Source organism: Oleiphilus sp. HI0080 (assembly GCF_001635135.1).
This window is the reverse complement of record NZ_LWFU01000360.1, coordinates 1-8,481: the sequence shown is the minus strand read 5'-3', so window position 1 is coordinate 8,481 and position 8,481 is coordinate 1. Positions and strand designations below refer to the sequence as shown.

The 8,481-nt window shown below is 48.3% G+C and carries 8 protein-coding genes and 1 pseudogene; 4 read left to right on the top strand and 5 right to left on the bottom strand.

Annotation, left to right across the window (positions count from 1 at the left end):
* From aroE to A3751_RS05365, 5 genes and pseudogenes are all read right to left on the bottom strand, one after another.
* A pseudogene (gene aroE / locus A3751_RS21740) lies at positions 1-107 on the bottom strand (shikimate dehydrogenase); the annotation flags it as partial.
* Positions 108-110: 3 nt separating this feature from the next.
* A complete protein-coding gene (gene hemF / locus A3751_RS05380; protein WP_068453150.1) occupies positions 111-1,016 on the bottom strand; it encodes an oxygen-dependent coproporphyrinogen oxidase in 906 nt (301 codons plus the stop codon).
* A gap of 49 nt (positions 1,017-1,065) precedes the next feature.
* On the bottom strand, positions 1,066-1,632 hold the full coding sequence (locus A3751_RS05375) for an L-threonylcarbamoyladenylate synthase (RefSeq protein ID WP_068453148.1): 567 nt from the start codon (positions 1,630-1,632) through the stop codon (positions 1,066-1,068).
* 83 nt (positions 1,633-1,715) lie between these two features.
* The gene (gene dprA, locus A3751_RS05370; RefSeq protein WP_156492266.1) at positions 1,716-2,852 is read right to left on the bottom strand and encodes a DNA-processing protein DprA; all 1,137 of its coding nucleotides are present in this window, start codon (positions 2,850-2,852) and stop codon (positions 1,716-1,718) included.
* A gap of 83 nt (positions 2,853-2,935) precedes the next feature.
* Complete coding sequence (locus A3751_RS05365; RefSeq protein WP_231871757.1) at positions 2,936-3,964, bottom strand: LysM peptidoglycan-binding domain-containing protein; 1,029 nt, start codon at positions 3,962-3,964, stop codon at positions 2,936-2,938.
* Positions 3,965-4,191: 227 nt separating this feature from the next.
* Between A3751_RS05365 and def the strand changes: the two genes are divergently transcribed.
* The 4 genes from def to trkA are packed head-to-tail and all read left to right on the top strand — an operon-like array spanning position 4,192 to position 8,385.
* Positions 4,192-4,698, top strand: a complete 507-nt coding sequence (gene def, locus A3751_RS05360; protein WP_068453143.1) for a peptide deformylase — start codon at positions 4,192-4,194, stop codon at positions 4,696-4,698.
* Positions 4,699-4,728: 30 nt separating this feature from the next.
* Positions 4,729-5,658 carry a methionyl-tRNA formyltransferase gene (gene fmt / locus A3751_RS05355; RefSeq protein ID WP_068453141.1) on the top strand — a complete coding sequence of 310 codons (930 nt, stop codon included), beginning with the start codon at positions 4,729-4,731 and terminating at the stop codon, positions 5,656-5,658.
* Between the two features lie 56 nt (positions 5,659-5,714).
* Positions 5,715-6,995 (top strand): 16S rRNA (cytosine(967)-C(5))-methyltransferase RsmB, encoded by a 1,281-nt coding sequence (rsmB, locus tag A3751_RS05350; protein WP_068453138.1) that lies wholly within the window; start codon positions 5,715-5,717, stop codon positions 6,993-6,995.
* Positions 6,996-7,011: 16 nt separating this feature from the next.
* Positions 7,012-8,385, top strand: a complete 1,374-nt coding sequence (gene trkA / locus A3751_RS05345) for a Trk system potassium transporter TrkA (protein WP_068453135.1) — start codon at positions 7,012-7,014, stop codon at positions 8,383-8,385.
* Positions 8,386-8,481 lie beyond the last annotated feature (96 nt).

Here is an 8,481-nt window from a genome sequence, read left to right as displayed (position 1 = left end):
ATGCGCTCATAAACCAAAGATTGACTCGTTTGCGCGGCAAACTGCGCGTGGATTTCAGGTGACTTACTATGCTTGATCGGGTTGCCAATAACTGCGTAACGATCCAAAACCTAATCCTCAATCCAGTTGCGCGGAACAAGATAATCGCTCAAACGCGCTTCTTCAGAGCCCTCTTCCGGCGACCAATCGTACTCCCAGCGCACCAGTGGAGGAAGAGACATCAAAATAGACTCGGTTCTCCCTCCGGACTGCAAACCAAACAAGGTGCCGCGGTCAAACACTAAGTTAAACTCAACATAGCGGCCACGTCGATAGAGCTGAAAATCACGTTGGCGATCACCATACTCCAACGTTTTGCGCTTATGTACGATAGGAGTATACGCTTTGGTATAACTGTCGCCTACGGCCTGCATATAGGCAAACGACTGCTCAAAACCCCACTCATTTAAATCATCAAAGAACAGCCCACCCACTCCGCGGGTTTCATCACGATGCTTTAAATAAAAGTAGTCGTCACACCAGTTTTTATGCTTTTGATAAACATCTTCTCCAAACGAATCAACGGCCTGCTTTGCTGTTTGATGCCAGTGAACGCAGTCTTCATCAAAGGGATAATAAGGTGTTAAATCGTATCCGCCACCAAACCACCATATTGGTTCAGCACCCGGTTTTTCGGCGATAAAAAAACGAACATTTGCGTGGGATGTTGGTACATACGGATTCCTAGGATGCATCACCAGTGAAACGCCCATTGCATGATAAGAGCAGCCAGTAAGTTCGGGCCGCGATGCGGTTGCAGCTGGAGGCAACTGATCGCCTTGCACATGAGAAAAGTTAACTCCGCCTTTTTCAAAGACTGCGCCATCGGTCATCACTCTGGTTCGACCACCGCCACCTAGACGTCCTTCTCGCGTCCACGCATCCTCAACAAACTTGGCAACGCCATCTGCCGCTTCTAAGTCTTTACATATGACATCTTGCAAGCCAAGAAGATACTTCTTAACGCGTTCTAACATGATGGTTCCTGAAGGTAATGATTGAGTGTTGAATTCGTTTCCAACTGAGTTAAATTCGAACGACTGTGCCCGTTCTTAAATCTCTTATCTGAGAGGCCTGTCCTGCACCACCCAGCGGCGCAGACAAGCAAAAATCTAGCGCATCATGAAAATAGTGTTTTACTTCGCAGAGCGATCTAGCAGACGGTTTAGAGGCCGGGTTAGCCGAAGTGGATATAACCGGACCACCAAAATGTTGGCTAAGCGCTGCACACACCGGATGTTGGGTAAGCCGCATGGCAACAGAGGAATGCTGTCCCTTAACCCAATAAGGGATTTGCGAACGAACATCTGGCACCAGCCAAGTCGTCGGCTTATCCTGTGGTGCAAAAAACCGCTCAATAAGCAAGTCTTCCAGGGGCTCAAGATAAGGTAGAAAATGCTCTGCCTGACCAGAGACGAGAATCAAGCCTTTATCGATAGATCGCTGCTTCAGTTCCAATATCCGTTCAACCGCTTTCGGATTAAATGGGTCTGCACCTAATCCCCAAACCGCTTCGGTGGGATAGGCAATCACGCCTCCGTGATCTAGCACCTTTGCTGCAAGCATGGCTTTCCAGTCAAATGAAGCGTGCATTCAAGCCCTCACTGCTCTAAACAGAATAGGCAAGGCATCAGACCAACAGCGGGCTACCTCACCAAAAGTAGCTCGAATTCTACTTAAGATGCGCGCTGATAGCCACCTGCGACTTGCGCAATCACACCGTCTATTTCTAGCTTTAACAACAATTCGGATATGCTTTCAAAACTTAGCTCTGAAGCAGCATACAGCTCATCAAAACAGAGTACCTGATCCGACAATAGCTCAAGAATAGACTGCTCTTCATTCGACAAAACAACATCTCTAGGTCCTTCACTGGCAAGGGATGCAATGCTGTCGCGACCAGAAGTTGTCGGGCACGTCGCTGCGCGGCTTAAATGAAGATCCGCAAGCAATTCTTTTGTGGACGGCACGAGGCGAGCGCCATCTCGAATCAGCTGATTGCACCCCTCACTTCCAATATTGATTGGTGAACCAGGTAAAGCATAAACATCTCGATTTTGTTCCAACGCATAACGCGCAGTAATCAAGGAACCGCTTTTAATTCCTGCCTCGACAACCAGTACGCCACGCGACAAGCCAGACACAATGCGATTTCGACGCGGAAAGTTATGCTTTAGAGGCGCAGAACCAAGAGGCATTTCTGAAACGAGCAAACCTTGCTCGATTATCCTATCCCGTAAGGCACGGTTGCGCGCAGGGTAGCAACGATCCAGACCGGTTGCCACTACTGCAATGGTATCCCCATCAGCCGCGAGAGCACCCATATGCGCTGCCGTATCAATTCCGAGCGCCAAGCCACTCACCACTGTCCAGTCATGCCTAGCGAGTTCAAAACTAAATTGCTCGGCAAACCCTTTATAAACCGGCGAGGTTTTACGAGATCCAACCACGGCCATGCAATCGGTACCAAGCAACCCCAGACGTCCTTCCGTGTAAAGTAACGCTGGCGCCAGATGGATCTCCCGCAAAAGATCCGGATATTCTGGATCAAAATAACTAATCAAGGCACGATTAGCGCTTCCTAACCAACTCTTAACGCCCTCCGACAAGCTGATATCAGATTGCCCAAGTAATGCTGAGACAGAATCAGCCAAAGCGGCATTGTTTAATAACATTCTAAGCTCAGCCTTAGTCAGGCTAGGCCAATGCGCAATATCAGAGGAGTGCTGTCGTAAACCGTGGAACGCTTTTAGTCCAAAACCCTGGATTTCCGAAAGCGCTAGGCACAAACGTGCGGAAGAAGAAATGTTCATATGATCGTCCTTGATCAAAAAAGCCACCCAAGGGTGGCTTTATCTAACAATATATTCTGAAAGCGGCTAGATGCCGCTTCGTATTAAGGCGTACGAACCTCATCCATAACCTTCAAAGGTCGCGTAGCTTTCAGTATCAAGCCGTAGCTTAGTTTATCAAACACTCGGAACACCATCATCAAGCCAGCACGCTCCGAGGGCAGCTCAATTTGCTCTTTGGTGTAAGGATCTCTTACTAAACCACCCGACTTATAAATCGCCAAAACGTTACCAACCTCAATCCCTTCTCGCGCGCCTCGGTTAATAATAACCACATTGTACTGGCCAATATTGCCGACACCTGACTCGACCGCGATCATTTTTCCGCGGATATCGCTTTCAGGTTTGCTCGGTGTAAAAGTCGAATTAATTGTGCGATCTTCAGTTGGCAGAATTCTATCACCAACGCGTAATTCCTCACTTGAACGCTGAACCGTAAGCGTCAACACCTCACCATTTGCGGCGTCCACTTTCGCTGTAGCAATCGACTTCGCTTCAAGCCCAAGAAACTCTTGCGTATCCGGGTCAATATACTGTTCGCTCTTACGATAAATACCAACAGATGCGGCACCATCCACCGAACCTCGAGCAAAAACCTGATCTCCCGCGCCCGTGATGAGATGCTGTTCTTTACCGACTAAAACATAGGGTGCGGCCTCTAGCTCCTCAACATCAACAATACGATTTGACGACAAGAAGCTCGCAATCGCATCAAGAGGAATCGTTGGTATGGCCGTCTCAATAGGCTCTGAGCGAACTGTCGGACTCAGCTTTTTCACGCCGTTGTTAGGACCTTCCTTCAACGTTGTGATCTTGCGTTCGCCATCAATATAAATTAGGCCGATCACATCACCGGGATAAATAAGATGCGGGTTGGAGATCTGCGGATTTGCATGCCACACTTCTGGCCACAACCATGGTGACTTCAAAAAACGTTCTGAGATATCCCAGAGTGTATCGCCTTTAACAACGGTATAACGCTCGGGATAGTCTTCTTTAAATTCTGGCGATGCCATAAGTTGAAAACTCAACAACAATAACGCCGCACATCGAATCAAAATCTTGGGGATCATGGTCTGCCTATAACTCTTATCGTTCACGTAATTGGTGCGTATGCTTTAAAGAGTGACGAACATAAGCGTCTCCTCATTAAGGCACCTTCACACTACCCATCTAAAAAACTATAGATGAGAGCGCAGCAATTTGTACTAAATTACCTTTCTATTAGATAATAGTAGCAGTGTATTCGTGATATACACCACAAATTGAGCATTCATCTTTAAGAAGCAACTCTAAACCTATGGCGATATTAGAAATATTGGAATACCCAGACCCGCGACTTCGCAAAATTGCAAAGCCAATTAAAGAAGTCACGCCCGAGATCTCAACATTGATCGATGACATGTTCGAAACAATGTACGATGCTCCCGGCATTGGGCTTGCCGCAACACAGGTCGATCGGCACATCCAGCTGATCGTCATGGATTTATCAGAGGATAAAAGCGATCCGCACGTTTTTATCAACCCTGAGATTACTGTGTTAGAGGGCGACCCAGAGAAAATGCAAGAGGGCTGCTTATCCGTTCCTGGCTTCTACGAAGATGTTGAACGCATTGAGCACGTATTGATCAAAGCCTTGGATCGTAACGGAAAAGCTTTTGAACTTGAGGCTACGGGCTTGCTAGCCGTCTGTATCCAGCATGAGATGGACCATTTAAATGGCAAACTATTTGTCGATTACCTAAGTAAGCTAAAACGCAACCGCATAAAGAAGAAATTAGAAAAGCAGCACCGCGAAAGCGCTTGAGACTTTTAACTCCGCGAATTGAGAAGTACATTGAGAATAGTATTTGCAGGAACGCCTGAGTTCGCAGCAGCGAGTCTTCATGCGTTGGTGGCCGCTGGCCACGACATTGTAGCTGTCTACACCCAACCGGACCGACCGGCTGGCCGAGGCAAAAAACTAATGCCTAGCCCCGTTAAAGCGGAGGCCATAGAGAAAAACATACCCGTATTTCAGCCTTTGACACTCAAAGATGAAGATGCTCAGGCAGAATTAATCGCGCTCAAGCCAGACCTAATGATCGTTGCGGCTTATGGCCTGATCCTGCCCAAAGCCGTGCTCGACATCCCAGCTTTTGGTTGTGTGAACATTCATGCATCACTACTGCCGCGCTGGCGCGGCGCCGCCCCTATTCAGCGCGCGATTCAGGAAGGAGACACAGAGACCGGCATCACCATTATGCAAATGGACGTCGGGCTTGATACCGGCGATATGCTTTTAAAAGCATCTTGTCCTATAACCGAAACGACCAATGGCGGCGAATTACACGACCAGCTAGCGGACCTAGGTGCACAGTGCATTCTTGAATATCTAAAGAAACGGGACTCTATCGAATCAAAAAGCCAAGACGATACGCTAGCAACTTATGCGCACAAGCTCACAAAATCCGAAGCACATGTTGATTGGCAGAGCGATGCAGCGACCATTGCCCGTTCAGTGCGCGCTTTCAACCCGTGGCCCGTAAGCTATGCGGAAATTGGCAAAGAGCGCGTTCGCATCCTTGACGCGAACGCCGTGAGCTCAAGCTTCGAAGCAGCGCCAGGCACAGTTCTTGAAAAAAGTAAGGATGGCATTGTCGTTCAGTGTGCGACAGGCGCTCTGAACATCGTCCGACTCCAACTAGCTGGAAGCAAAGCTGTCTCGGTAAGCGATTTCGTCAATGGCGGCAAAACCTTGCTTGATCCAGGCACAGTGCTTAACTAGGTTGAATTTTCTTCAGTTGCGCCATTAACGCTCAACTGATATTCAAAGGTAATGACATGAACGTAAGAACGCTCGCTGCTCAAGCTCTGGAAGAAGTACGTTCTGAAAAACGTTCTCTAAACACAGTGCTTCCCAAGGTGTTAGATCAAGCACTGCCTGCAGATCAAGCCTTATTGCAAGAGCTTCTCTTTGGTAGCTGTCGTTGGTTTTTCTTTCTCGACCAAGTTGTATCGGGCTATCTTCAAAGGCCCCTGCATCGCAAAGACACATTGAGCAAAACGTTTCTGATTGTCGGCGCGTATCAGCTGCTTTTCACGCGCATCCCAGATCACGCGGCAATCCACGAAACCGTCGAGGCTGCAAAAGAGCTAGGGCTTGAGAACACGAAAGGCTTGATTAACGCCATACTCCGGCAGATAGCGCGCGATGAGAAGCCCGAAATAGATGCGAGCGCTATTGAGCAGAGTTTCCCTGAGTGGTTCAGCGCCAAGTTGGCGAACAATTGGCCTGAGAGCTACGCACAAATACTCAAGGCCAGCAACGAACATCCACCTATGACACTACGCGTTAACTCGTCAAAAATAACTCGAGACGACTATCTCAAGGCGTTAAACGAGATCGGAACCGTTGCCAGCCCGTGCTCCTTTTCGCAAAAAGGCATTCAACTTGAAGCTCCCTGCGATATTACAACGCTTCCAAATTTTGATGCAGGCTTCGTTAGCATTCAAGACGAAGCCGCGCAACTCTCAACACAACTCCTTGCTCTCGAACCGGGCATGCGCGTGTTAGACGCATGCGCGGCGCCTGGTGGAAAAACCTGTGCCATGCTTGAATCTCATCCAGATCTTCAGGTCTTGGCTTTAGATCACGATGCACGTCGTTTAAAGCGCGTTGATGAAAACCTGCAACGCTTAGGTCTAGCAGCCAAAACCAAAGCGGCGGCGGCACAAGAGGTAGACAGCTGGTTTGATGGAAATGCCTTTGACCGTATTCTGATTGACGCCCCTTGCAGCGCGACCGGCGTGATTCGCAGACACCCTGATATTAAATTATTGAGAGAACCAAGCGACCTGAAGAATCTTGCGGAACTACAGCTACAATTACTAACAACGCTCTGGAAGACGCTCAAACCAGGCGGCTTAATGGTCTACGCAACATGCTCCATTTTCCCTCAGGAAAACGCACGCGTTGTTGAGCGCTTTTTAAAAGTGCAAGAGCAAGCGTCTGTAGCACCCATCTTGCAGCCATGGGGCATAGATACCGGTTTTGGAACACAATTATTTCCCGAAGAAGGCGCTCATGACGGCTTTTTCTATGCAGTAATCATCAAGGAATAATAGGCAAGGTTTTGTTATGAAAATAATCATTGTTGGTGCCGGCCAGGTAGGCGGTACTTTGGCCGAAAACCTTGCAAGCGAGGCCAATGACATTACCGTTATTGATCCGGACAAAGGGCGACTTGCGGAATTGAACGATCGCATAGATATTCGCACAGTGAACGGACTAGGCTCGTATCCAGACGTATTAGAGCAAGCGGGAGCAGAAGATGCCGACATGCTCATTGCGGTGACTAACAGTGACGAAGTGAACATGCTTGCTTGCCAAGTCGCATACTCGCTCTTTCGCACTCCAACCAAGATCAGCCGTGTTAGAGCGCCAGCGTATTTAAGTCGTAAAAAACTATTTCGAAATGATGCTGTACCCATTGACGTTCTGATCAGTCCCGAGCAGGTCGTAACGAAGCACATCAAACGTCTCTTAGAATATCCTGGCGCATTGCAGGCCCTCGACTTTGCAGAGGGCGCAGTCAGCTTAGTAGCGATTAAAGCATGTAAGGGCGGGGCCTTAGTTGGGCATGAATTGTCAGACATTCGAAAACATGTGCCTAATATTGACACGCGAGTGGCTGCCATTTTTAGAGATGGAAAACCAATTATCCCTAGCGGTAATACCGTCATCAACGAAGGTGATGAAGTATTCTTCATTGCTGCGCGCAACCACATTAAAGCGGTTATGAGCGAACTTCAGCCTTTGGATAAAGACTATAAGCGCATTATTATTGCTGGCGGCGGAAATATTGGCCAGCGTCTTGCCGAAAAGCTTGAGCGCCGCTATCGCGTGAAAGTCATCGAAGCATTTGAAGACAGAGCGCATCAATTATCCGAGCAGCTTGAGCGAAGCATCGTATTGCATGGCAACGCAGCCGACAAAGAGATGCTTCTCAACGAGAATATTGAGAATACAGACGTATTTATTGCTGTCACCAATGATGATGAAGCCAACATCATGGCCTCAATGCTTGCCAAGCGCGTGGGAGCGCGCAAGGTGATTACACTGATCAGCAACCCTGACTACGTAGACCTCATCCAGGGCGGAGAAATCGATATTGCGGTTTCACCACAACAAACAACCATCGGCAGCCTGCTAACCCATATTCGACGAGGCGATGTCGTCAACGTCCATTCACTGCGCAGGGGTGCAGCTGAAGCGATCGAAGCCATTGCGCATGGTGACCATCGTTCATCGAAAGTAGTAGGCAAGCGCTTGGATGAGATCGCCTTACCAACAGGTACGACCATCGGCGCGATCGTCCGCAAAAAAGAAGTACTAATCGCACACGACCACATTCGAATTGAGCCCGAAGACCATGTCATTTTGTTCCTGGTCGACAAAGGCAAAGTGCGTGAGGTCGAAAAACTATTCCAGGTTGGTTTAACATTTTTCTAGAGTCATAGGCAGACGCATGCAATTTCTTACCATAGGCAGGATGCTCGGCGTATTGTTGATGCTTTTCAGCTTTACAATGATCCCTCCTATTATCGT